Origin of the sequence: Streptomyces sp. NPDC005878 (assembly GCF_040629815.1) — a bacterium.
In the GTDB taxonomy this organism is placed as follows: domain Bacteria; phylum Actinomycetota; class Actinomycetes; order Streptomycetales; family Streptomycetaceae; genus Streptomyces.
Window position 1 is genome coordinate 1 of record NZ_JBEXWK010000011.1, and the last position, 23,558, is coordinate 23,558.

Annotated in this window: 21 protein-coding genes; 12 read left to right on the plus strand and 9 right to left on the minus strand. The window is 71.7% G+C overall.

What is annotated here, in order from left to right:
* Positions 1–658: 658 nt before the first annotated feature.
* The 5 genes from ABZ404_RS18285 (at position 659) to ABZ404_RS18305 (ending at position 6,741) form a co-directional block, all read left to right on the plus strand.
* Positions 659–1,903: a PP2C family protein-serine/threonine phosphatase gene (locus ABZ404_RS18285; RefSeq protein WP_358833016.1), complete on the plus strand. Its 1,245-nt coding sequence runs from the start codon at positions 659–661 to the stop codon at positions 1,901–1,903.
* Positions 1,904–2,233: 330 nt separating this feature from the next.
* Positions 2,234–3,799, plus strand: a complete 1,566-nt coding sequence (locus tag ABZ404_RS18290; RefSeq protein WP_358833015.1) for a hypothetical protein — start codon at positions 2,234–2,236, stop codon at positions 3,797–3,799.
* A 16-nt stretch (positions 3,800–3,815) separates the two neighbouring features.
* Entirely contained in the window at positions 3,816–4,946 is a 1,131-nt protein-coding gene (locus tag ABZ404_RS18295; RefSeq protein ID WP_358833014.1) for a hypothetical protein, read from the plus strand.
* Positions 4,947–4,950: 4 nt separating this feature from the next.
* Positions 4,951–5,577 carry a TetR/AcrR family transcriptional regulator gene (locus tag ABZ404_RS18300; protein WP_358833013.1) on the plus strand — a complete coding sequence of 209 codons (627 nt, stop codon included), beginning with the start codon at positions 4,951–4,953 and terminating at the stop codon, positions 5,575–5,577.
* 123 nt (positions 5,578–5,700) lie between these two features.
* The gene (locus ABZ404_RS18305) at positions 5,701–6,741 is read left to right on the plus strand and encodes an HAD-IIA family hydrolase (protein WP_358833012.1); all 1,041 of its coding nucleotides are present in this window, start codon (positions 5,701–5,703) and stop codon (positions 6,739–6,741) included.
* A gap of 138 nt (positions 6,742–6,879) precedes the next feature.
* Here the strand turns inward: ABZ404_RS18305 and ABZ404_RS18310 are convergent, their stop codons facing one another.
* From ABZ404_RS18310 to ABZ404_RS18340, 7 genes are read right to left on the minus strand one after another with little or no spacing between them, the layout of a single operon-like run.
* Positions 6,880–8,004, minus strand: a complete 1,125-nt coding sequence (locus ABZ404_RS18310) for a hypothetical protein (protein ID WP_358833011.1) — start codon at positions 8,002–8,004, stop codon at positions 6,880–6,882.
* A 25-nt stretch (positions 8,005–8,029) separates the two neighbouring features.
* Positions 8,030–8,947, minus strand: coding sequence for a methyltransferase domain-containing protein (locus tag ABZ404_RS18315; RefSeq protein ID WP_358833010.1), 918 nt, complete (start codon positions 8,945–8,947; stop codon positions 8,030–8,032).
* Positions 8,948–8,992: 45 nt separating this feature from the next.
* Complete coding sequence (locus ABZ404_RS18320; RefSeq protein WP_358833009.1) at positions 8,993–9,973, minus strand: ornithine carbamoyltransferase; 981 nt, start codon at positions 9,971–9,973, stop codon at positions 8,993–8,995.
* Between the two features lie 36 nt (positions 9,974–10,009).
* Positions 10,010–11,041: an ornithine cyclodeaminase gene (locus ABZ404_RS18325; RefSeq protein ID WP_358833008.1), complete on the minus strand. Its 1,032-nt coding sequence runs from the start codon at positions 11,039–11,041 to the stop codon at positions 10,010–10,012.
* Positions 11,038–11,985 (minus strand): diiron oxygenase, encoded by a 948-nt coding sequence (locus ABZ404_RS18330; protein WP_358833007.1) that lies wholly within the window; start codon positions 11,983–11,985, stop codon positions 11,038–11,040. Before ABZ404_RS18330 ends, ABZ404_RS18325 begins: the two co-directional genes overlap by 4 nt.
* The gene (locus tag ABZ404_RS18335) at positions 11,986–12,999 is read right to left on the minus strand and encodes a pyridoxal-phosphate dependent enzyme (RefSeq protein ID WP_358833006.1); all 1,014 of its coding nucleotides are present in this window, start codon (positions 12,997–12,999) and stop codon (positions 11,986–11,988) included.
* On the minus strand, positions 12,996–13,919 hold the full coding sequence (locus ABZ404_RS18340) for a polysaccharide deacetylase (RefSeq protein WP_358833022.1): 924 nt from the start codon (positions 13,917–13,919) through the stop codon (positions 12,996–12,998). Before ABZ404_RS18340 ends, ABZ404_RS18335 begins: the two co-directional genes overlap by 4 nt.
* A 256-nt stretch (positions 13,920–14,175) precedes the next feature.
* Here ABZ404_RS18340 and ABZ404_RS18345 point away from each other — a divergent pair, with 256 nt between their 5' ends.
* From ABZ404_RS18345 to thpD, 3 genes are read left to right on the plus strand one after another with little or no spacing between them, the layout of a single operon-like run.
* Positions 14,176–15,462: a M20 family metallopeptidase gene (locus ABZ404_RS18345; RefSeq protein WP_358833005.1), complete on the plus strand. Its 1,287-nt coding sequence runs from the start codon at positions 14,176–14,178 to the stop codon at positions 15,460–15,462.
* Positions 15,459–16,010 carry a GNAT family N-acetyltransferase gene (locus ABZ404_RS18350; RefSeq protein WP_358833004.1) on the plus strand — a complete coding sequence of 184 codons (552 nt, stop codon included), beginning with the start codon at positions 15,459–15,461 and terminating at the stop codon, positions 16,008–16,010. The genes ABZ404_RS18345 and ABZ404_RS18350 overlap by 4 nt, the downstream gene beginning before the upstream one ends.
* Complete coding sequence (gene thpD / locus ABZ404_RS18355) at positions 16,007–16,933, plus strand: ectoine hydroxylase (RefSeq protein WP_358833003.1); 927 nt, start codon at positions 16,007–16,009, stop codon at positions 16,931–16,933. The genes ABZ404_RS18350 and thpD overlap by 4 nt, the downstream gene beginning before the upstream one ends.
* 10 nt (positions 16,934–16,943) lie before the next feature.
* Here the strand turns inward: thpD and ABZ404_RS18360 are convergent, their stop codons facing one another.
* The gene (locus ABZ404_RS18360; RefSeq protein WP_358833002.1) at positions 16,944–17,738 is read right to left on the minus strand and encodes an MBL fold metallo-hydrolase; all 795 of its coding nucleotides are present in this window, start codon (positions 17,736–17,738) and stop codon (positions 16,944–16,946) included.
* Between the two features lie 82 nt (positions 17,739–17,820).
* Here ABZ404_RS18360 and ABZ404_RS18365 point away from each other — a divergent pair, with 82 nt between their 5' ends.
* Positions 17,821–18,423: a CGNR zinc finger domain-containing protein gene (locus tag ABZ404_RS18365; RefSeq protein ID WP_358833001.1), complete on the plus strand. Its 603-nt coding sequence runs from the start codon at positions 17,821–17,823 to the stop codon at positions 18,421–18,423.
* A 123-nt stretch (positions 18,424–18,546) separates the two neighbouring features.
* Here the strand turns inward: ABZ404_RS18365 and ABZ404_RS18370 are convergent, their stop codons facing one another.
* Positions 18,547–19,575, minus strand: a complete 1,029-nt coding sequence (locus ABZ404_RS18370) for a saccharopine dehydrogenase NADP-binding domain-containing protein (protein ID WP_358833000.1) — start codon at positions 19,573–19,575, stop codon at positions 18,547–18,549.
* 126 nt (positions 19,576–19,701) lie between these two features.
* On the opposite strand from ABZ404_RS18370, the gene ABZ404_RS18375 reads away from it, so the two are divergent.
* The 3 genes from ABZ404_RS18375 to ABZ404_RS18385 all read left to right on the plus strand — a co-directional run bounded on the left by ABZ404_RS18375 (position 19,702) and on the right by ABZ404_RS18385 (position 23,411).
* A complete protein-coding gene (locus ABZ404_RS18375) occupies positions 19,702–20,637 on the plus strand; it encodes a helix-turn-helix domain-containing protein (RefSeq protein ID WP_358832999.1) in 936 nt (311 codons plus the stop codon).
* 392 nt (positions 20,638–21,029) lie between these two features.
* The gene (locus ABZ404_RS18380; protein WP_358832998.1) at positions 21,030–22,136 is read left to right on the plus strand and encodes a glycoside hydrolase family 44 protein; all 1,107 of its coding nucleotides are present in this window, start codon (positions 21,030–21,032) and stop codon (positions 22,134–22,136) included.
* A gap of 57 nt (positions 22,137–22,193) precedes the next feature.
* Complete coding sequence (locus ABZ404_RS18385; protein WP_358832997.1) at positions 22,194–23,411, plus strand: cellulose binding domain-containing protein; 1,218 nt, start codon at positions 22,194–22,196, stop codon at positions 23,409–23,411.
* Positions 23,412–23,558: the final 147 nt, after the last annotated feature.

Here is a 23,558-nt window from a genome sequence, read left to right on the forward strand (position 1 = left end):
GGTTCGTCTGCGGCCGGGGAGAAACACCCGAACCGCTCGGCGACTCATCCAGTTCTACCGGCCACCCCCAGCCCTGGCAACGACCCCTCCTACTACGCCGATTCGCAGGGAAGGACCGTTGATTCAGAGCGTCCGAGAAACGCTTCCTGCAGGTGAGAGGCGGTCTGAGGGACCCTGAACGGGAACGGAGAGCTACTAGTCTCATACGTATGTGACGTGGGCCCTATGGGACGAGTCACCCCCAACCCCCCTAAATGTCACTTAACGTAACCACCCATACCCCCGTGAAGTGCTGGTCGGGTGTGACGGGCGCCTCACAATCAGAGGGATATGACCCATTTCGCGCACGTATTCGCACCTTGCTGATCGGCTGGGGCGTGCCGGTCAGCCCCGCGTCGGTCCGACGATGGCCGTTCGAGAACGGGTTCGCCGGCAACCGCGCCTGATCCTGGGCCCTGTGGTGCAATATGGGACATCTGCCCGGCACCGGGCCTGACGCCGGCCCTCGCGCGACAGGGGCGGAACCCTGAGAGTCAGCGAGCAGCGAGGAGCCACCGTGACCGTACATGGGCCGGACGGGAACGATGCGACTCGGCCCGACGGGAACGATGCGACTCCCCCTCACGCCCTGGAGAACGGGGGCGGCCGGGTCAGGGAAATGACCTTGGCGGGGGCGCTGGCGGCGGCGGAGACCGCGGCGCCCGTGGAGTCGCTCGACGTCGTCGCGCGCATGCTCAGGGAGCACCTCGGCGCCGTGTCGGCATCGTTCCTGATCATCGATTTCACCGGCGGCTCGGTGGTACGACTGGGGGCGGCGGGCAGTGTGGAAATCAGTGAGCCCGCCCGGCGCATCAAGGTGCGGGGCACGCTGTACGACGACGTGATCCGCACCCAGCGGCCGTCCGTGGAGGACACCGGCGACGGCGCGCTGGTGCGGGTCGTCGCCCCGGTGACCAATCGCGGGGACGCGATCGGGCTCCTCGAACTGTTCCTGCCGGAGGCGCCCGACACGGGGGTGATGCGGGAAATCGGCGAGACCGCGCACGCCCTGGCGTACATCGTGATCGCCAACCGGTCCTTCACCGACGTGTACCAATGGGGTCGCCGCACCAAGCCACTCAGCCTGGCCGCGGAGATCCAGCACCGGCTCCTCCCGGCGTCACTGGCGTGTGAGGCGGCGCAGTTCGCGGTCGCCGGGGCGCTCGAACCGGCCGACCACGTCGGGGGTGACACCTTCGACTACGTCATCGACCGCGACACGGTCCAGCTCTCCGTCACTGATGCCATGGGCCACGACGTCGACGCCGCGCTGCTGGCCACTTTGCTGGTGGGCGCCTTGCGCCGGGCGCGGCGGGCGGGTGCCGACCTCGCCGAACAGGCCCGCCAGGCCGACCGGGCCATGCGCGAGCACGGCCGCCAGGGGTACGTCACCGGCCAGCTCCTGCGCATCAGCCTGATCGACGGCAGCACCGAGTTCATCAACGCCGGGCACCCCTGGCCGCTGCGGATGCGGGACGGGCGGGTAGAGGAGATCACTCCGAAGGTCGATATGCCGTTCGGCTTCAGCGCCCCGCACGGCTATCAGGTCCAGTCCCTGGACCTGCGGCCGGGCGACCGGCTGGTGATGGTGACGGACGGCATGCTGGAGCGCAACGCCAACAGCCTCGACCTGTCGGATCTGATCGTCCGCACCCGTGCGCTGCATCCCCGCGAGGCCGCCCGCACCCTCATCGCGGCGATCGTCGACGCCGGCCAGGGCCACCTCCAGGACGACGCGACCGTCATGTGTCTGGACTGGCACGGCGTCGGCCAATCCCAGCGGGACGCCGACAACGGCGCCGACCTCGCCGACGCCTCCGCACCGTCAGGGACAGGGACAGGGCCGACCATTCCCCGGCGATGACGTGAACGGTCCACGTGACCCCCTTCAGCGGCGATCGGACGGCCACTGCGGTTTCTGCCCCAAGAACGACCCCGGTCACGGCCTGGCCCGTTCCCCCCGCACCTCGCAGCAGACCAGTCCCCCGCGGCGTGCACAGCGGTTCGGGTGACATACCGTCACACCTCAAAGGCGGTTCAGCCAGCAGGAGTTGGCCGTCTCTGGCTCCTCCCTCGGCATCAGGAGCCGGCCACCAAGTCGTGTGGAAAGACTGGTTCGTTGGAGCCCTACCTGTTAGCCTCCCGGTCCCCACCGATCATACGTTCACTCAGGCAATGTATGAATGGAGGACACATGCGGAGAGAGACAGCCGTAGTGCTCGGCGGCAGCGTGGCAGGGCTGTGCGCCGCGGGTGTGCTCGCGCGGCATTTCGACACGGTGATCGTTCTGGAGCGGGACCGGCTCCCGCCGGACGCGGAGCACCGGCGGGGCGTGCCGCAGAGCAAGCATCCGCACTTCCTTCTGAACTCCGGGCGCCGCGCGATCGGGGAGATCTTCCCTGGTTTCGAGGAGGCGCTGATCGCCGCCGGCGGGATGCATCTGATGCCGTCGATGGACGCGGCCTACTGCGAGAGCGACGGATGGGCCCCACGCAAATCCGGATCCATGACGATGATCTACAGCTCGCGCGTACTCATCGAGCGGGTCCTGCGCGACAAGGTCCGCGAGCTGCCGGCCGTCGAGGTCCGCGAGGGCGTCACCGTCACCGGCCTCCGCACCAGCGGCGGCGGCGTTGGCGGCACCCAGCGAGGGCGCGTCGTGGGAGTCGAGTACCGCATGGACGGCGAACCGGGCCAGTTGGCCGCCGATCTTGTCGTCGACGCGCTGGGGCGCGGATCCTCCGTCGCCGACTGGCTGGTCAAGGCGGGCTGGCCGGCGCCGCCGGAGAAGACCCTCGACGCCAAGGTCACCTACACCTCGCGGTGGTACGACCTGCCGCCCGCCGGGCGGCGTCCGGAGTCATGGTGGTGGAAGCACCTGGTCGTCACTCCGACCCAGGACGCCGGGGACCATCCCGAGGAGCACGAATTCCTCAGCAACTTCTTCCCGATCGAGGGCGACCGCGCCATCGTGTGCATGGGGGCGTGGGGCATCAGGATGCCGCGCGAGGCCGACGCCTTCGAGAAGGCCGTGGACCGCGTGCGGGCCCGCGCCTTCGGGCAGGCGACGCGTGCCTGCACGCCCACCTCCGAAGTGCACCTGACCCGCTCGACCGGCAACAAGTGGCGCCGCTACGACCTGCTGGAGCGGCCACTGCTCGGGCTGGTGTGCGTCGGAGACTCGATCTGCGCGTTCAACCCTTTCTACGCCCAGGGGATGAGCTCGGCGGCCCGCTCCGCGCTCGTCCTCGCCGAGTTGCTGCACGGCCGCACCGCTCTCGATGCCGCCTTCTTCCGTGACTTCCTCGACCGGCAGAAGAAGTCGCTCGACGTACCGTGGATGCTCGCCCTGGCCCGCGACCAGGCGTACGACTTCGCGACGGGCAGCGAGGTCGTCGCGCCGTGGCGCCGCAGGCTGGCCGCACGTCTGAGCTGGCCGGTGTTCAACGCCATCACCGCCACCAGCCGCGAGGACGCCTACGTCGAGCGGACGTTCGCCGAGGTCTTCAACCTCGACACATCGCTGCGGGACATGGCCACCGACCCCCGGTTCTGGTTCGGCATCGCGCGGTACAAGGTCCGCAAGCGGCTCGGACGCACGGTCGTGCCGGGCGGATTCGACGACCAACAGGACCCGCCCGGCACCGACTACACCGACTGCACCGGCGGCCCCACCACCCGCGCCCGCACCGGCACCGGCACCGGCACCGGCCGTATCGGCACCACACCGTCCTCCGAGGCCGATCTCGTCCACGACTGATCTGAGGAGCACGCCCATGGCCTCTTCATGCGACGCAGCGGCCGAGCGCCTCGCGGAAAAGCTCGGCTTCTCCTGCCATGACGCCCACCCCGTCATGGACGTCCGCAACCCCTTCGGTCTTGAGAACGGCACCATGCCGTTTCTGGAACTGCTGGTCATCGGCGGCGCGGTGTTCGCCCTCGTCCATGCGTGGCGGCGATGGCGGCGCGACGGCGACCCGGAAAACATCTCGCTGTGGTTCGCCTCGGTCGTCTACCTGGCGGTGATCGAGCCGCCGCTCTACTTCCCCGGCTGGTTCGGCCTGGAGGAACACGTCGGTCTCATCTTCTCCCACAACGTGTTCACCGTGCAGTTCATGTACGACCGGCTGCCGCTCTACATCGTGGCCTTCTACCCGGCCATCTCGCAGCTCGCCTACGAGGTGGTCCGTGCCCTCGGAGTCTTCGCGCGGCGCGGTCCCCTGGCAGGTTCGCTGGCGGTCGCGTTCGTCTGCCAGGCGTTCTACGAGATCTTCGACCAGCTCGGACCCCAACTGAAGTGGTGGGCCTGGAACCCCGAGAACAAGAGGATCAACGAACCGGCACTCGCCTCGGTCCCGATGAACAGCATGTTCCTGTTCGCCTCGGTGTCCTTCGGCGCGATGACCTACCTCGTCGTCCGCCTGGTCGGCGCGTACGACGGGCGCCGGAACACGCCAGACGGCCGCCGGATCGCCCTGCGTACCATCGCCGCCGGCGCCCTGACCCCGTTGGCGATGGCGATCGCCGGCGTGCCGAGCAACGCCTTCCGCGGCGGCGACCACCTCGGGATCCAGCGAGCCGTCCTCGGCGCCGAGCTCGCCCTGGTCTGGATCGTCGGCCTCTGCCTTCTCGCGGACGCCTGGCGCACGCGGCGAACCGACCCGGCGCCGACGGCCTCACCACTGTTCGTGCGGACCTACCCGGCGCTCTACCTCGGCGTCCTCTTCGTCCTCTGGCTGAGCGCGTTGCCCGCCTACTTCGCGGCCACCGACGGCATCACCGCCCAGGGCACCCCGATCGGGAGCCTCTGGTACGCCGCGCTGTGCACCGTCGCCGCCACCGGGCTCACCCTCGCCGCACTCCGCGCGACCATGCCCCAACGGGCCGAAGTGCCTGTGCGATCCTGAGGCCATGGGGCACCACGGCTGGGGAGGCCGACCTCCCGCATCGGAGGCGGAGGCACGGCAGCGCATCATCGACGCGACCGCCCGCTGCATCGACCGGCACGGTGTCACCAAGACGACGCTGTCCGACGTCGCCGGCGAGCTCGGCGTCACCCGTCAGACCGTCTACCGCCACTTCGGCCGCCTCAACGACATCATCGCCGAGGTCGCCGCGCAGGGCGCCGAGTCGTTCGTCGACCAGATGATCGCTCATCTGCAAGGGATCACGGATCCTGCCGAAGCCGTGGTTGAAGGCATGGTCTTCTGCGTACGGACCATCCCCACCGAGCCGCGCCTGAGCCTGCTGCTGCAACTCGGAGACACCACCGCCTTCGGCCGCGGCGCCACCACCCCAGATACCATCGCCTACGGCGCCAAGATGTTGCAGCGCTTTCCCGTGAACTGGGCCGCCGCCGACATCGGCGCCCCCGATCTCGACGGCCTCGCTGAGATCATCATGCGGCTGCTGACCTCGCTGTTGCAGCACCCTGGCGAGCCGCCGCAGGACGAGGCACACGTCCGCGCCCTCCTCAACCGCTGGCTGGCCCCGGCACTGTCCCGGGCCGCGACCGCCGCCGTGCCTCCGCGGTCTTGAGGCTCGCCCCCAGCGCCGAGGTCCGGTCACTTCCGCCGGAACAGGATCGGCCGGTGTCCGAATCGCCCCCTTGAGCCCGGCGGGGCCCCTCAGCACACTGCACGGGTCGACAGAGGCGGACGTATGGACGCATCGGAGCAAGCGGGAGGTACGGCATCCAGTCCGACGGCCGGGCTGCCGCTGCTGCGGCTGTACGACGCCGTACTGCTGGATCTCGATGGCGTGGTCCGCGTGGGCTCCCATCCCGTGCCGTATGCCGTGCCCGTGCTGCGCGGGCTGCGCGAGGCCGACCGACGCGGCGTCTACGTGACCAACAATGCCAACCTCTCCCCCGCCGGTGTGGCAGCGGCTCTGCGCCACCTCGGGCTGGCGGTCGACGACGACGATGTGGTGACGTCGGCAGAGGCTGCCGCGCGCCTCGCGTCCGAGCGGTGCAGCCGCCACGCGCCCGTCCTCGTCATCGGCTCGCCGGCGCTGCGGGCGGCGGTCGTCGCACACGGGCTGCGGCCCGTGACGTCCGAGCGGGACCGTCCCGCCGCCGTGGTCCAGGGGTTCGCGCCGACGGTCTCCCGGCAGGAGCTGGCCGAGGCGGGTCACGCGGTGGCGCGGGGCGTGCCGTGGATCGTCACCAACACCGACCTGACCGTGCCCACTCCCCGGGGGACCGTGCCCGGCAATGGTGCCCTGGTCGCCGTGGTGCAGGCCGCCACGGGAGCCGATCCGGTCGTCGCGGGCAAGCCCTCCCCCGAGCTGTTCCGGGAGGCCGCCCGGCGGGCCGGGGCCCACCGTCCCCTGATGGTCGGCGACAGTCTGGACACCGACGTCCAGGGTGCCCGCCGTGCCGGATACGACAGTCTCCTGGTCCTGACCGGCCGTACCCGCCCGGCCGACCTGTTCGTCGCACCACCCCACCTCCGGCCCACCCATCTGGGACGGGATCTGCGAGCGCTGTGCGCGCCGCCGCTCGTCGCCGACCCGCGGGCGCGGGGATGGTGGTGCCGGGGCTGGTATGCCCGGGTCGAGGACGGCGCCGTGCTGGTGGAGGGAAGCGGCGACGCCTGTGCCGGACTGTGGGCGGCCTGCACGGCGGCCTGGACGGCGGCGCCAGGGCTGCCGGACCCGCTGCGGGCCCTGGCGGTACTCGAAGGCGGATTCGGCCGCTGAACGCTCTACGGGCACGCGCCACGGGACGTGCCGTGCTGAGCCGTCGACGGTGTGCGGCATACGCGTCGCAGGTGGCGTGGTTCGCCACACCCCCTGTGTGGCGCTGCGGGACCGCGGCCCGGCTCTCCGGCTCCGGGCTCAGCCGCCCGGCCCGGAGCCGGTCCGGCCGAGCAGCCGCACCACTTCGGCTGTGGTGTAGCCGCGCTCGAAGTGCTCCGGAGCGGACAGCATCAGTGACACGAGCCGGTGCAGCGCCGAGGCGTACTCCTGCGTCGTGCCCTCCCAGCGCGTCGCGTCCAGCATCCACGGCGGTGTGTCCGGGGACAGCTCCGCCTTCCCTTGCCGCATCAAAGATTTGGACAGTTTGGCACCGGACGCGGACAGGACGACGGGCGTCAGGACGCGGGCCGGCGGACGGGCGCCGCCCGGGAAACAGAGGTGTGCCTCGTCCAGCAGGCGGCAACCCGCCGCCCAGTCCGCGCCCTTGACGATGACGGGCAAGGCGGTCTCCCGGGCGGCCAGCCGCTCCTTGACGACGTTGCGGTGCAGCGTGGTCAGCCCCACGTACGCGTCCCCTCGCGGCCCTACCTCGGCCTCGTGGCGTCCGTGGTCGAGGCAGACGGCGGTGAACCGGGCGCGGTTGCCGTCGAAAGCCAGGAGTTCGGTGTCCTCGCCGTGCTTTTGCAGCCAGCCGCAGCGCGGACACGGGAAGCTGATGGGAACATGCCCGCTGTACGGGGCGAGGGTGAACCGCAGCCGGTCCCAGTGAGCGAGGGAGTCGAGGAACTCCTCGCGGAAGGCGGGTGTCCGCTGCTGTCGCGTGTACGTCTCGACGGTGTACGGCACGCCGGTCATGGCGCTGAGCGCGTCGAACAGACCGCTGTAGAACCGCTTCACCAGCTCCAGGATCCGGTCCGGACCGGCCGCGTGGTGGTAGGAGCGGGTGTAGAGGGTGCCGGTGCGCGGGCAGAGGCGGGTCTGGCAGGGGGCGTTGTCGAGCGCGCCGAAGCGGAGTTCGGCGTGGACGCCGAGCCGGTCACGGGCCGCCTCCGCCAGCAGGAAGGCCGCCGTCTGCAGGACGCCGGTGCCCAGGTGCGGAGCTCCGTTGATCTGGACTCCCGCGTACAGGGCCACGTGTGTGGCCGCGTGCGCGCGCAGGTGGGGTCGGATGAAGTCGACGCTGTGTTCGACGGCACCCTCGGTGACGCTGACGGGAGAGACGGGCTCCGCGGGCTGCGGTGCCGCGGGAACGGACAAAGGCATGAGGCGGGCTCCCTGGGCGGCGGCATTACCAGTGGTGACGTGCGCTTGCTCGGGGCAGGTCCAGGACGCGTACGGGCCAGGGGCAGGGCGTCTCGCCCCGCGCGTCGAGGTTCTCCAGCCGGGTGGTCGTCGACCGCGCCGCGCTGTGCAGGAGGTCCATCAGCTCCTCGGCGCCGGCCGGGCGGCCTCCTCCCTCTGCCCGGCGGCAGGCCAGACCGACGATGAAGTAGGCGAGGGGGTCGGGTCCGCGGCGCCACAGGACGGCTTCCCCCGCTTCTTCCAGGGCCAGGACGCGCTCGGGATGGCGCCGGGTGAAGTCTCCGAGCGGCAACGGGCACAGGGTCACGGCGGCGATGCGGTAACCGGCCTCGGTGCATACGGCGACCGCGCGCCGGGGCGTGGAGTAACTGCCGAGGGTGAGGCCGAGGTCGGCGCCGAGGGCCCGGGCGTGCCCGGCGATCGGCCCGGCCCACTGCAGGCCGTCGGCCCCACCGCTGATCGAGGGCCGGGCCCGGCCCGCGTCCGGGGGCAGCGGCACATAGGCGGGATTGCTGGTGACGACCAGGGGCGGGGGAAGCGGACCGGGGGCCGTGGCCAGGAGCTGCGTCGCGCTCATCAGCGCGAAGTCGCCCCGGGCGAAGGTGACTCTGCCGTCGCCGGGAGGGGAGGCGTAGCGGGCGTGGGCGTAGCGCAGGGTCTGTTCACCGGAGTCGATGCCGTGGACGCGGGCCGCGCCGGCCCGGGCCATGGCGGCCGCTGCGGCTCCGCTGCCCGACCCGAGGTCCAGCACGGTGCCTCCGCCGCCGGGCGGCAGCAGGTCCGTGGCGACCCACACACCGGTCTCGGTGTCGGCCGGTTCGAAGAACACCTCTGGTTCCCCTGGCGGCTGGAGATCGTGTGGCGTGAGGTGGGTGTAGGCGGTGACCCGTGAGACGTGCGGCATGGCGTGCCTCGCTCCTGGTGAACGGGTGGGAGTCCGGGGGGCGCGTCAGTGGGGCCGCAGCCCGATGGTGTGCTCCAACACGGCCATGGCGCTGGGAAGTTTCATCGCCGCTTGGGTCCAGGCCAGGGACCGGGGGCCGTCCAGCACCTCTGCGGCGACCTCGTCGCCGCGGTGCGCGGGCAGGTCGTGCAGGAAGACGGCCTCCGGATACCTGCGCAGCAGCGCGGCGCCGACGTGGAACGGCCGGAAGACCTCCCGCCAGGAAGGGTCGGGTTTGCTGGTGCCGGTGGTCTGCCAGCGCGTGGTGTACACGACGTCGGTCTCGGTCGGCGCCTGTGCGAGGTCATGGATCTCGCCGATCCGCGCCCCGGTGGCCTCGGCGTTCTTGCGCGCCACGGCCAGCGCTTGCTCGGGCAGGCCGTAGCCGGGCGGGGTGGCGAAGGTGACGTGCGCCGCGGGGATGGCTGCCAGGCCGTGGGCGAGGGCCGTGGCCGTGTTGTTCCCCTCCCCCACGTACAGCACCCTGATCCCGCTCAAGTCGCTGAAAGCGAGGGTCAGTACGGCGAGGTCGCACACGCCCTGTGTGGGATGCTCCTCGGCCGCCATGGCGTTGACCACGCGGAGGCGGCCCGCACGGGACAGCTCACGCAGCTGTTCCAGCGGACCGGCCGTGCGCGCCACCAGCAGGTCGAGCATGGTGGCGAGGACCCGGCCGGTGTCCGTCACCGACTCACCCGTGTTCAGTTGGAGGTCGTCGGGTCCGTAGGACAGGGGTGAACCGCCGAGTCGGACGGCACCGCTGTGGAAGGCGGTGCGGGTCCGGGTGGAGGTGCGGGTGAACAGCACGCCGACGACGCTGCCCTCCAGCGGCCGGTCGTGTGCGTCACGGTCCCGGAACAGCTCGACCGATCGGGCCAGGAGAGCGCTCAGTTGCTCAGGAGGGGACTCGGCCAGGGAGAACAGTCCATGCTCCGGGCCGGAGGCAGGGGCTCCGAGCAGGGAGTCCGGGCCGGTGATGTCACGCATGCGCGGTCCTGCCTTCCGTGTCTCAGTAAAGGCGTCTCAGTAAAGGCGCAGCCGTCGGCCCGACGCGCGGCGCACGGCGACCTCGTGGACGGCCGCGAGCAGAGCGACGTCCAGGACGGCCATGCCGAACGGGTTGCTGACGACGTGCCCGGCGCCGGGCCGCTTCGCCGCCACCTCACCGATGAGGACCTGGCCGAGCGTTCCGTCGAGGGCGCGTCCGCCCGCCGGTCCGGGCTCCCGGGCGGTGATCCTCCCTTCCCGCATCAGCGCGCCCAGGACGCGCCGCGGGTTGTCCCGGACCAGGCCGATGTCGTCGACGTACAGGGCCTGCGCCGTGAGCAGGGCGTCGGGCAGCAGGTCCGCGAGCGACACATGGGCGACGAAGGTGCCCGGACACAGCCAGGCCGCGGGCAGATAGCCCGCCCCGGTCGTGGTCGCCGTCACCACCACCGGGGAGGCCCGCACCGCCTCCCGCGCGGTGGCGTGGACCAGCGTGCGCAGCTCGGGCCGCTGCTGTGCGTTCCAGTGGGCGAGGCCACCGGCCCGCCGGGGATCCATGTCGTACAGGTGCACCGTGCGCACCCGCGGAAAGGCCGTGCCGAGCAGCTCCAGATGCATACGGGCCAGGGTGCCGCAGCCGATGAGCGTCAGCTCCTGCCAGCCGGGCGGGCCCAGGTGGCGCAGGCTCACCATGGTGTACGCCGCGGTGCGGGCCGCGCTGAGCCAGCCGGCCTCGGCCAGTACGAGCGGGCGCGCGGTGTCGTGATCGAACAGGAGGCTGACGCCGGCTGCCCTTTCCCGGCCGAGCGCCGGGTTGCTGGTGGCGGCGTTGATCAGCTTTATCCCGCGCACGGGTGGGGCGCCGTCGCCCTCCAGCGCGCCGAGCATGGCCAGCGAACGGCAGGAGCCGCCGCGGTCGTTGGTCCAGGGCAGATGGCCCTCGGCGGGCAGGGTGCCCGCACCGCGGGCGTGCCGGACCAGCGCGTCGGTCACGACCTGGCACACATCGATGGCGGCCGCGCACTCCCGTACGGCCGTGCGGTCCAGGAAGAGCACGTCCTCGCTCACCCGACGCCCTCTTTCCCGTCGCTCAGCAGACCCGCCGCGTGGAAGGCGTCGCGGGCGCCCTCGACCGCGAGCACCCCTGTCTCCTCGAAGAGCCGTAGAGCGTGCCGCGCCGCCACGCGCGTCCCCCGTTGGTCCTCGGCCCGCCCATAGCAGTCCGCAACGACCTCCTCCACCTGCGCCGCGCCGAGACCCGCGATGCTGAGCGTGGCCCGTACCGGGCGCAGGTCGGGCAGCAGGCTGGAGCGGATCAGCCGCGGCAGACAGCGGGCGATGCGCACCCGCTGGGCAGGGGCGTTCTGGGCCCACAACTCCCGGAAGAAGCCCGCGAAGAAGGCGTGGTGCCAGCCTTCGTCCCGCGCGTGGTCGCGTACGGTCTGCCGGACGACGTCGAGTACCCGCTCGTCCTTGGGCAGCTCGCTGAGGATGGCGGTGACGAGCGTTTCGAAGACGACGACCTGGAGCAGTTGCGCGAGCACCGGCTGACCCGGCAGGGCCTCCGCGCCGATCGCGTCGAGGGCCGCCCGGAACGGTGTGAACACGTACGGCACCGGTTCGACGCCGCAGGCGTCCGCGATCTGCCGGATGACGTCGAAGCTGTACAGCGCGTGATAGCCCTCGTCGCAGTAGATCCGGAAGGCGTCGAGCCTGGTGTCCGCGGTGATGTCGACGCCGCAGCCACCCGTGGCGATGAGCTGGGTGGCACGGTTGACCACCTGCGTCTCGAAATGCGTCGTGAAGCCCAGATACTGGAACAGGTGCCGGGCGGCCAACGCCTCCTGCGTCCGCGCGGGCAGCGCACGTACGAGGGGATGAGCACCGTAGGGGATGAGGGCGGGCGGAAAGTACAGCCGCCCGGCGCGCAGTTCGTCCCGCAGCAGCCGACGCGGATCCCTGCGCACACCCGCCTTCGCGTACCAGTCCCGCTCGCCGCCGTCGGTGTTCACCTATCCCGCCTCCTCGCTCACCGCGCCGACGGCCTCGCCGACAGCGAGGATGCGGACCCCTGGCACCGCCGCGTGCCCGGTGAGGCCGTGCGTCCGGCGCCATGCCGCGGAGTACACCGTGTCGAGGTAGCGGTCCGCGCCGTCAGGGCACAGACAGGCGGCGCTGGTGCGCCGGGCGTCGGCCCGGAACAGGCGCAGCGCCGCCGCCACCAGGGCGCCCGCACTGGCGCCGACACCGATCCCGGTGGTGTCGCGCAGCCACAGACAGCCCCTGACCGCCTCCGCCGGGCCGACGTGGACCGTGGGCCGGTGGCCGCCGGGGAGGAAGGCGGACGGACGGCTGGAGCCGATGCCGGACAGCAGGCGGGGTCCGACCCGCCCGCCCAGGGCCGCCGAGCCGACCGCGTCCACCCCGATCAGCTCCCAGTCGGCGCCGGACGTGGCCGCGTACCGTCGGAAGCCGGCGAGAGTACCGCCCGTGGACACCGCGACCAGGACGCTCATCCGCTCCCCGGACGTCTGCCGGTGCAGCTCGGGCGCCGTGCCGGCCTCATGGGCACCCGGATTGGCCGGATTGGCGTACTGGTCGGGCCAGACCAGCCCGGGCCGGGCGTCGAGCAGGTCCCGCACCCGGGCGAGACGGTTCAGGAGATAGCCGCCGGCTCCGTCCGGGGCGTCCACGGTCACCACGCGGGCCCCCAGGGCGCGGATGTCGTACAGCAGTGCCGCACTGGCGCGCGGGTCCACCACCGCGGTGAACGGCACACCGTGGGCGGCGGCCAGTGCGGCCAGTGCCAGACCGAGATTGCCGGACGTGGACTCCACCAGCCCCACACCCGGATCCACCCGGTCGGCGACGTCCCGCCACAGCGCCAGCGCCGTGCGTCCTTTGATGGACCCGTAGGGGTCGCAGCCCTCCAGCTTCAGCCACAGCCGCCGGGGGATGCCGGCCACCTCGACGCCCAGCCGGAGCACCGGCGTCCACGCGAGCAGCTCCTCTGGTGACCGGGTCATAAGGCCGTGCCGCCGGTCGCCTCCTGCCGCACGTACCCGGCGACCTGCGCATGTGTCGCGTACCAGACGTCACCACGGGCGGCGATGTGCTCCAGCAGTTCCTCCAGGACCACCATCCGGGAACGGTGCCCGATGACGTGCGGGTGCAGGGTGAGCTGGAAGAGACCGCCGTCCGCGTGGGCCGCGTCGAACTCGTCGCGCCACAACGGGATCAGCTGCCGGGGCGGGGTGTAGGGACGTACGGCCGTGTGGCGGTCCATGTTCAGATACGCGGCGTCGTCTCGGATCCACTCCGGCGGGATCTCGACCACGCCCGTGGGCTCGCCGTACGCAAGGAGTTCGTACGGCTCGTCGTCCGCCATGAGGGAGGAGTCGTAGAGGAGCCCCAGCTCGCGGATGATGTCGAGGGTGTGCTCGGTGAAGTCCCAGGAGGGCGTGCGGATGCCCAGGGGCCTGTGGCCGGTGACGCGTTCCAGGGTGTCCGCGCACCGGAAGGCCAGGTCCCGCTCGTGCTTGTACTCCAGCCCCATGGCGCGTTCATGGATCCAGCCGTGGACAGCGACCTCGTGCCCGGCGTCGACGTAGCCTCGGGCCTCGCCCGGACGCAGCAGGGCGCACACCGCCGGCATGAAGAACGTGGCCGGTACGGCGTGCCGCGCCAGCAGGCGCAGGATGCGGGGGACGCCGGCGCGGGCGCCGTACTCGCCCTGCGACAGCTTGCCGGGCGTCACCTCGCCGTCCCGCAGCGGAATGGTCTCGTGGTCAGGGTCGAAGGAGAGTGCCACCGCGCAGCGCGCGCCCTCGGGCCAGGACGCGGGCTTGAGAGCGCGCCCGGCACGGACCCGCTCGACGTGCCGCCGCCATTCGGCCTCGCCCCATTCCCACGGGCGTTCAGGTGTCGCTCCCGCGGACGCGGACATCGTCATGGGTCGGTCCTCACCCTCGCTCGGGTTGGCGGGCTGACTCGGTCGAGCATCTCAGCGCGTCGGCCCCCGGTCAGCACAGGGAATCCGCCATCCTGTCCGCACGCGGTCGTGTCCTGATCCCGTCCGCCGCGGCGCACGGGGGCTGTCCAGCCCCGCCCGGGGTCCCTACGGTGAGACGGTACGGCCGCCTCCCTCGACGCCGCCGCGGGCCGGGCCGCCACGGGCCGGGCCCGGGAAGGAGAACGGCTGCATGACCCCTGCGCCTCGGGCTCCGCACGGTGCACAAGACGCCGCCCTCTCACAGCCGTCCGCCGGGGCTCCCGCGGGCCCGCCCCTGCTCGACGCGGCTCGCCGGCTGGCCCCCGAAATCGTCGCCCTGCGCCGCGCGCTGCACCAGTGTCCGGAGGAGGGCCTCGACCTGCCGAACACGCAGGGCCTGTTGCGCGACGCCCTCGACGGCCTCGGCCTGGACATCCGCGGCGGCCGCACGCTGAGCTCCCTCACCGCGGTCCTCTCCGGGGCGGCCGACGGGCCGACGATCCTGCTGCGCGCCGACATGGACGCCTTGCCGGTGACCGAGGAGACCGGTCTGCCCTTCGCCTCCCGGACCCCCGGGCTGATGCACGCGTGCGGCCATGACGCCCACATGGCGATGCTCGTGGGCGCGGCACGGCTGCTCGCCGAACGCCGCGCGCAGATCGCCGGGCGCGTGGTGTTCATGTTCCAGCCCGGTGAGGAGGGACATCACGGCGCCCGCCACATGATCGAGGAAGGTGTCCTCCAGGCGTCCGGACACACGGCCGACGCCGCCTTCGCCCTCCATGTCCACCCCCAACTGCCCGCGGGCGCACTGCGGTTGCGCCCCGGTCCGCAACTGGCCGCCTCCGACCGGTTCCGCGTCCTCGTCCGTGGCCGCGGCGGTCACGCCTCCGCGCCGCACACGACGTGCGACCCGGTACCGGTGGCGTGCGAGATCGTGCTGGCGCTGCAGACGATGGTCACCCGCAGTCTGTCCGCGGACGACCGGGCCGTGCTCAGCGTGACGCGCCTCGCCGCCGGTACGGCGACCGGCGTCATCGCGGACACCGCGGAGCTGGGCGGCACTCTGCGCACCCTGTCCGAGCCCACCCGGAAGATGCTGCACGAAAACATCATCAGGGTGGCGCAGGGGGTGGCCGCCGCCCACGGAGCGCGAGCCGAAGCGGTCGTCGAGCCGGGCTATCCGGTCACGGTCAACGACCCCGGGTTCACCGACTTCGTCGTTCGCGCGGCCACGGGCGCGCTGGGGGCGAACGCGGTGGACGAACTGACGGCCACACAGATGACCGCGGAGGACTTCGCCTACGTCCTTCAGGCGGTTCCCGGCGCCCTGGCCTTCCTCGGTGTGTGCCCGCCCGGCCTGGAACCGCACGAGGCCCCTTCGCTGCACTCGCCCCGTATGGAAGTGGACGAGGACGCGATCACCTCGGGCATCGCCTGCCACGCGGCCGTGGCACTCGCCTTCCTCGCAGAAGGCGCGACGGAGCCCGCGCCATGACGGCCCCCGACCTACGCACCGCTCTCCCCGATGACCTCGACCAGGTGGAGGGCCTGTGGCTGGAGGGAAGCCGCTGGCTGGCCGGCCGCGGCCTCGACCAGTGGCAGTACCCTCCGCGCCGGTGGCGTATGGAGGAGGCGATCGAGGCGGGCGACTGCTACCTCGTCTTCCGCGACGGCACGGCCATCGCCACCCTCACCGTCCACGAGCGTGCCGACCTCGAATGGTGGAGCGAGGACGATCCCACATCAGCGCTCTACGTCCATGACCTCGTGGTCAGCCGGGCGGCCGCCGGACAGGCGCTGGGCGCACACCTGCTGGACTGGGCAGGCGCCCTGGCCCACCGACGGAGCAAACCCTGGTTACGGCTGGAAGCGTGGAAGAGCAACCACCGGCTGCACCGCTACTACCTCGACCAGGGTTTCGCGCTCCTGCGGATCGTCGACCTGCCGCACCGCAACTCCGGGGCTCTCTTCCAACGAGCCGCCTCCCCTGCCGCGGCCCTGCGGCCGGTCCTGTCTCCCGAGGCAACGGAGAGCCGACGATGACGTCCACCGTGCACCCCTCCGACCCCGGGGACTTGTACCCGACCCGCACCCCGCACGCCACCGCCCCCTTTCCGCGCCGGCACCCCGTCGTCTGGAGCGCCGACGCCGAAGGCCCGCTGTCCTCCGCCCGGCTCAGCGCCTATGACCGCGACGGCTGCCTGCACTTCGACGCGCTGCTGTCCGAGGAGGAGACAGCGGCCTGCCTGGAGGAGACCGGGCGCCTGAAGGCCGACCGCTCGCTGAACGCGTCGGGACGCGTGGTGCCGGAGCCCCACGGCGGCGGGATCCGCTCGGTGTTCGAGGTGCACGCGCTCAGCGATACGTTCGCCCGGATCGTCCGGTCCGCCGGGCTCGTCGGGATCGCACGCCAGATCCTGGGCTCGGAGGTGTACGTCCACCAGACCAGGGTGAACCTGAAGTCGGCGTTCACCGGCTCGGGCTTCGGCTGGCACTCGGACTTCGAGACCTGGCACTCCGAGGACGGCATGCCGGCGCCGCGCGCACTCAGCCTGTCCATCGCCCTGAGTGAGAACGCCCCGTACAACGGCCCCCTCATGATCATCCCTGGGGCGCACCGCACCTTCGTCCCCTCCGCGGGCCGGACGCCTCCCGACTACCATCACACCTCCCTTCAGGGAAGGGACCTCCCGGCCGGCCCACCGGATCGCGCCGAGGTCGCGGCCCTGGCCCGCGACCTCGGCATCCGGCAGTTCACCGGACCGGCGGGTTCGGCGGTCGCCTTCGACTCCAACAGCCTGCACGCGTCCGCCTCCAACGTCTCGCCCTTCCCGCGCACCAACCTGTTCGTCGTCTACAACAGCGTCGAGAATCCGATCGGCACCCCGTACGCGGCACCGCGCGCACGCCCCGCCTATCTGGCGAGCCGCACCTTCACCCCGCTCCCCCGCCTGTCCGCGGGGTGACGTACGGAGGTCAGCCGCGGACGCCGAAGTCGACGCGGTCGGCGAGACCGGCGGCGGCGAAGGCGGCGGCGAGCTCGTCGCGCCCTTCGGTGAAGTGGGCCCAGCTGTCGTAGTGGACGGGGATCACGCGCCGGGCGTCGAGGATCTGCGCGGCCCGGGCGGCCTGGGCGCTGTCCAGGACGAGCACCTCGCCGTCGAATATCTCGGCGAACCGGGGCGCCCCGGCGAAGAGCAGGGCGGTGTCCACCGGGGCGAAGCGTGCGGCGATCTCCCTGACGGCGTCGAGAGAGGCGTTGTCGCCACTGACGTAGATGGTGGGCAGGCCTTCCCCGGTAAGGACGAATCCGACGACCTGGCCGGTGATCGGCTCGACCTCCTCACGCGGGCCGGGGCCGTGGACGGCGGGCACGCCGGTCACGGTGACCGTGCCGGGTCCGCCGTCCCGGCGCTCCAGCTCGACCGACTGCCAGTCGGCGAGGCCGGTGGCAGTCACCCCCAGACGCCCGCCTCCGCCGGGGGTGGTGAGTGTCAGCGGGACGTCGGCGAGCAGGGCCCGGCCGGAGGTGTCGAGGTTGTCGGCGTGCTCGTCGTGGGAGAGCAGGACCACGTCTACGCGGCCGAGGTCGTCCGGTGTGCCGTGGGCCGCCGCCGTCTTGGTCAGCACGGTGGCCGGCGCCGGGTGGTCACCGGGGCCGTCGAAGGTCGGGTCGGTGAGAAAGCTCAGGCCGCCGTACTCGAAGAGGGCGGTGGGGCCGCCGAACACGCGGACGGGGAAGGAGGCGGACTGCTGGGGCAGGGAAGACATCAGACGTGATCCTCACGGATAGACAGCACGTTAACCGTGAGATGACTGTACGCATGCCTCACGGATGAAGGCAAGCCGTACCATGAGAAGCGTGGAAGAGTTCGTGACGGAAGAAGCTGCCCCGCCCTCGGCGCCGGGCGAGGACGAGCACCCCGCCCTGGCCCTGGCCAACAGCGCCCTCGCGCTGCCCGGGGGGCACACGGCCGACCTTCTGGCCACCCCGGCGCAGGCCGAGCAGTGGCTGGCGCGGCGCGCCCTGGCCCCGGCCGACGCAGGCCTGGCGGAGGTATGCGCGGCACAGTTGCGCTCACTGCGCGAACAGGTCAGATCCCTCCTGGCCTCCCGCGTCGCCGAACAACCCGCCCCGCCCGCCGCCGTCACGGCGATCAATGACGCGATGACCCGCGTCCCCACCGCGCCCCTGCTGCTGTGGGACGAGAAGACCGGCCCCTACCGCGCCACACCCCACCCCACCACCGCGATCGTCGAGCATGCCCTGGCCGTCATCGCCGCCGACGCCGCCGACCTGCTCACCTCGCCCGACGCCGCCCGCCTGACCGCCTGCGCCTCCCCGCCTTGCAAGCGCTTCCTGCTCAAGCACGGCCGCCGCCAGTGGTGCTCCACCCGCTGCGGCGACCGCGCCCGCGCCGCCCGCGCCTACGCCCGCCGCACCACGCCGCAGTAACGCGGTGTCCGCCACTCCCGGCCATGGCGGGGACCACCCGACCGTCCCTCGCCTGTCCTGTGCACCGCCTCCTCCCGCGCACCCGGCGGCAGCTCGGAGCGATGGGGTCGGGGCGCTCCGCGTCTACGCGTGGGAGTGGAAGGTGATGTGCGGGGCAAGCGCGCGCAGGAAGTCCGGGGCGTCGAAGATCTCGCCCGCGGAGGCGACGCCGATGGCCTTGGTGCGGCCGCTCAGGACGCGTTCCAGGGCCTCGACGACCAGGGGCGCGGTGACGGCGTAGATGTCCTGACCGCCGGCCGTGGCCCGGCGTTCGGCCCCACCCCAGCGCACGACGGCGTCGACGAGGAAGGTCTGGTCCGAACGCCCGCTCTCGTCGGTGGCGGTCGGGGCGGGGGTGTGGGGGGCGGCGATGTCGCGGACCGCCTCGGTGGTCATATAGGTGGTCACCTCGGGGATGGACAGGTGCTGGGGGACGGTGACGACGTCCGCCATCGTGAACTCCCCGATCACCTCCCGGGGCCCGATCGGGTCCGGGAAGGACCACTCCAGGGTGGGGGCCTCGTCGGTGCGGCGCTCCCACTGCCCGCCGCTGTAGCGCAGGCGGTGGTCGCCCCGCCGCTCGCGGGAGACCGCGCCCGAGAGCCGGGTGCCGGCGGTGGGGTGCCAGCTGCTGAGCGCGTAGGCGATGTGGGCCTCGTCGGCTTCGGTCCAGTCCCCCATCGCCGCGGTGGCCAGCAGGTCGCCGAGACCGCCGAAGAAGGCCATGGCCGGGACGATCACCGCCCCCGCGTCCCGGGCCCGCTCGCGGTAGTGGGCGAAGGTGTCGAGGTTCGCCTCCAGTTCGGCGGCCACGTCCAGGTACGGGATGCCGGCGCGCAGCGCGGCCTCGATGACCGGGCCGGTGGTCGAAGCGAAGGGGCCGGCACAGTTGATGACCGCCACCGTTCCCGCCAGAGCCCGGTCCAGCGAAGCCGGGTCCGCGACCGACGCGATCCGGGCCTCCAGCCCGCGCTCGTCGGCCAGTTCTTCGAGCGCCTGCGCGTTGCGCCCGGACGGTACCGGGACGAACCCCCGCGCGGCCAGTTCCGCGACCACGAACCGCCCCGTGTGACCGTACGCGCCGAAGACCGCAACCAGCTGACCTGACCCCATGAGACTGCTCCCCGTACTCGAACGCCGGCTGCGATCTCGATCCGCCGCGGCCTGACACGGCCATCCTGTCCTGCGGCGGCATCCCGCACGAGCGTCGGAAACGACACGCGGCGTACAGTTTCGGACATGACCTCTGTCGCGCTGGCCGTCACCGAAGGCATGCTCCACTACGAACTGTCCGTGGCCGTCGAGATCTTCGGGTCCGACCTGACCCACCTCGTGGACCCCTGGTACGACTTCTCCCTCTGCGGGAACGGCCCCGTGCGCGTCGGCCGCTTCACCCTTGAACCAGACCAGCCACTCGACCGTCTCGCGCACGCGGACACGGTGATCGTCCCCGGCTGGGCCGACACGGATCGCGAGCCGTCTTCCGAACTGGTCGAGGCGGTGCGCGCCGCTCACGGAGCCGGTGCCCGCGTGGCCTCACTGTGCACGGGCGCCTTCGTCCTGGGCGCCGCGGGACTCCTCGACGGCCGGCGCGCCACCACGCACTGGGGCCACACGCGGGAGTTGGCCCGGCGCCACCCCGCCGCGACGGTCGATCCCGATGTCCTCTACGTCGACAACGGCGACGTCCTCACCTCGGCGGGCAAGGCGGCCGCCATGGACCTGTGCCTGCATCTGGTCCGCCTCGACCACGGCTCGGCGAACGCCAACAAGATCGCCCGACGTCTGGTCATCCCGCCCCACCGCGATGGCGGCCAGGCCCAGTTCATCGCCACGCCCCTCCCCGCGCCCGGCAACCATCCCCTGGGCGAACTGTTCCCCTGGGCGCTGGAGCGACTGGACCAGCCGCTCAGCGTGGAAGACCTGGCCCGCCAGGCCCGGATGAGCTCACGCCACCTCGGCCGGCACTTCAAACACCTCACCGGCACCACGCCGTTGCAGTGGCTCCACACCCAACGCATCCGCCATGCCCAGCAACTCCTGGAAACCACGAACGCCACCGTGGACACCATTGCCACGGCCACCGGTATGGGAACCGCCACCACCCTGCGCCGCCACTTCCACCGCAGCGTCGGGGTCCCCCCCGACACCTACCGCCGCACTTTCCGCTCCTGAAGGGTCTGGAGCACAGCCCACCGGCCGACCGGCGACCGCGAAGGCGGGGACCTGCGCCGCCCGTACGGCAGTGACCGGGGACGCTCGTGCATACGTGTTGACACTCGGGGGCAGGCACTCCAGACTCCTGCTTGGGAGCGCTCCCATGAGTCACAGGCCAGTCAACCGGGCACCACTAGCGCCGAGTTGAGGAGTATCGCTGTCGGCCGCGCGACGCCATCGGCGGTCGCGGCGTCCTGTCCCGCGGCCACCGGCCGGGACAAATCCACTCCCCCAGCGCGGCCGTTTCCATCCCCCACCGAAGGCCGCGGCACCGCCGACGGTACGTACCGTCGCACGCTTCGGCGCTGCGGACCGTACCGCCCGTGCTGCCGGCTGTTGAGAAGGAGACCATGCGTACGACACACAAGGCGGCCGCCCTCGCGGCATGCGCGGTGCTGCTGGCAGGCGCCGGGACGGCGCAGGGTGACGATCACGGGCCCGGCCGTTCGATACGGGCAGCCGATGCTGCCGCGGGTCCGGCGATCACGGTGGACGCCACCACCGGGCGGCACGCCATCGACCCCCACATCTACGGCATGAACTTCCCCGACGAGGCACTGGCCGCGGAACTGCGTCTGCCGACGGGCCGCTGGGGCGGCAACGCCACCACGCGTTACAACTACAAGCTCGACGCCTACAACGCCGGGTCCGACTGGTACTTCGAGAACCTGCACTACACCAACGACACCAAGGACCTGCCCGCCGGATCGCAGGCGGACAAGTTCGTCGACCAGAACCGCAGGACCGGCACCGACACGCTGATGACCGTGCCGATGATCGGCTGGACGGCGGCAGGACGCGATGACCACTGCGGGTTCAGCATCGCCAAATACGGCCCCCAGCAGGACACCGACGCACAGTGGCGACCGGACTGCGGCAACGGCAAGAAGCCCGACGGCACCCCGATCAAGGGCAACGATCCGGCGGAGACCAGCACACCCGCGGGCCCGGACTTCGTCAAGGGTTGGGTGCAGCACCTGAAAAGCACCTACGGCGCCGCCGACAGCGGTGGGGTGCGCTTCTACGACCTGGACAACGAACCCGACCTCTGGTCCGGCACCCACCGCGACGTCCACCCGACGGGGGCGGGCTTCGACGAACTGCGCGACAGCACCTACGCCACGGCCGCGGCGGTCAAGGACGCCGACCCGGCCGCGCAGACCCTCGGCCCGGTCGGCTGGGGCTTCAACTCGCTGATCTACTCCGGCCTCGACCAGCAGGTGTGCGGCGAGCAGGGGGGCAGTTGCTGGTCCAACCCGCCGGACGCCGCCGCGCACGGCGGAGCGCAGTTCGCCCCGTGGTACCTGGGGAAGATGAAGGAATACCAGCAGGCGCACGGACGCCGGATCCTGGACTACTTCGACGAGCACATCTACCCGCAGCAGTCCGGTGTGTCCGGCAGCGCGGACGACGCGGCGACGCAGGCCCTGCGGCTGCGTTCCACCCGGCAGTTGTGAGATCCCTCCTACGTCGACGAGAGCTGGATCAACCAGCCGATCCAGTTCATCCCCCGTATGCGCTCGCTGGTCGACCAGAACTACCCGGGTACGAAGCTGGCCATCTCGGAGTACAACTGGGGCGCGTTGGACCACATCGACGGCGGCCTGGCCGAAGCCGACGTGCTGGGAATCTTCGGGCGTCAGGGGCTGGACCTGGCCACGTTGTGGTCACCGCCGAAAGCGACCGACCCCGGAGCGTACGCCTTCCGTATGTTCCTCAACTACGACGGCCACGGCGGCACCTTCGGCGACACCTCCGTCCGGGCCGCGAGCGCCGATCAGGACAAGCTGTCGGTCTACGCGGCCGAGCGCAGCGGCGACCACGCCACCACGGTCATGGTGATCAACAAGACCACCGGCGACCTGACCGCACCCGTTTCCCTGACCACCAGCACCGCGCATCCGGCGGCGGCGCAGGTCTACCGCTACGGCCAGGCCGACCCCAACGCGATCCAGCACCCGGCCGACCAGCCGCTGAGCGGCGGCTCCTTCACCGCGACCTTCCCGGCGTACTCCATCACCGAGTACGTCATACCCGCCGGCTCGGCCCAGAGCACCCCGCCTTCGGCACCCGGCGCTCCCACGGCCTCCGCGACGGGTTCCGACCGCGTGACACTGACCTGGCCGGCCGCACTGCCCGGGACCTCCCCGCTGGCGGAGTACCGCGTGTACGCCGGTGACCCGGCCGCCACCGCGCCGCTGGCCACCGTCCCCGCGTCCACGACCACCGCCACGGTCACCGGCCTGAGCCCGGCCACCGCCTACACGTTCCGCGTCGTCGCCACCGACACCGCGGGCCGCAGCTCGCCTCCGTCGGCTGCGCTTCAGGTCACCACCGGGCCGGCCCCGTCAAGCGGCTGCACGGTCGCCTATCAGATCAGCAACGACTGGGGTACCGGCTTCACCGCGAACGTGAGGATCACCAACCAGGCCGCACCGGTCAATGGCTGGAGCCTCGGATTCACCTTCACCGGCACGCAGAAGGTCACCCAGGGCTGGAACGGAACCTGGTCGCAAACCGGCCCCGCTGTCACCGTCAAGGACGCCGGCTGGAACGCGTCGCTGCCCACCGGGGGTTCCACCACCATCGGCTTCAACGGCGCCTACTCCGGCGCCAACACCGCGCCCAGCAACTTCACCCTCAACGGCACCAGGTGCACCACCGCGGGCGCCACGGCAGCCACTCCCTCCCCGGCCGTCGGACACGCACCCGTACACAACGCTCCCCACTGACCTGCCCACCCGGCCCAGGCTCGGCCGACCCTGACACCAAGGGTCGGCCGAGCGTCACCGTCCGGATGGAACCCACCACTCGACCGGGTGATACCAGAGCGCGCACGGCCTTATGTGGGTAGCCCGGACCCTGACCATTCGTTGGTT